Below are 748 nucleotides of genomic sequence, written 5' to 3' on the forward strand. Positions count from 1 at the left end.
ACGGTCGGCACGCCGGAGTGCGGCAATAGCGTGCCGAGGAAGAAAGCCAAGATCGCTGCGCTGCTCGCCATGGGGCCTAACACCTGAGTTAAGCCGCACCGCGAAGCGGTGTCGGCTTGGACGAATTGTTAGCAGTCAGTGCCCGCCCCAGTGGTAGACGTTCCTACTGTCTGGTCCAACTGGTATCGCGCCCCCCTGGCGTTGCTCGAAGGATATGCCGGAATAGCGACTGGTATGCCCTGAGACGACAGCAATGCTTGGGAGTGCCAGCGCCTCTTCAAGGAATGCTTCGGCAGCACGGCTATCCCAGCAAAGCTTAGCGCCTGCGACATCCTCAAGCTGTAGGACCTCAAGCGAGCAGGCATACCCGACTGAAAGACGCAACGCAAATTTCTCGACCCCTGCTTCGCCGGGGACGCAGAGCATTCGATTGCAGCCGATCTCGAAATTGGTGCCCCTGCTTCGACTCATCAGATCCCACCACACGATGACGCCATCGCCCTCGCTTGCGTCTTCGGCGGGAATCTCGGTCCAGAAGGCAATCATGGTCTGAAGGACTGCCTGGGCAGAGAGCGACTTCAATGCCGTCCCGTTATGGCGGAGCCTTGCTCGGAGAGCCTTTTCGAGATCGCTGGATTGCATGGCTGACTGCTAACACCCAAGTTAAGCCGACCCGCGAAGCGGGGTCGGCTTGGACGCGTAGTTAGGCCCGAAAGAGCCCGAAGGGCTTGGACACTTGCTGGCCCGG

Annotated in this window: 1 protein-coding gene; it reads right to left on the minus strand. The window is 60.0% G+C overall.

Going from position 1 to position 748, the window contains the following annotated elements:
* Positions 1–135: 135 nt before the first annotated feature.
* Positions 136–642 carry a hypothetical protein gene (locus tag ACFFGH_RS34390; RefSeq protein WP_386677468.1) on the minus strand — a complete coding sequence of 169 codons (507 nt, stop codon included), beginning with the start codon at positions 640–642 and terminating at the stop codon, positions 136–138.
* Positions 643–748 lie beyond the last annotated feature (106 nt).

Source organism: Lysobacter korlensis, assembly GCF_042434515.1.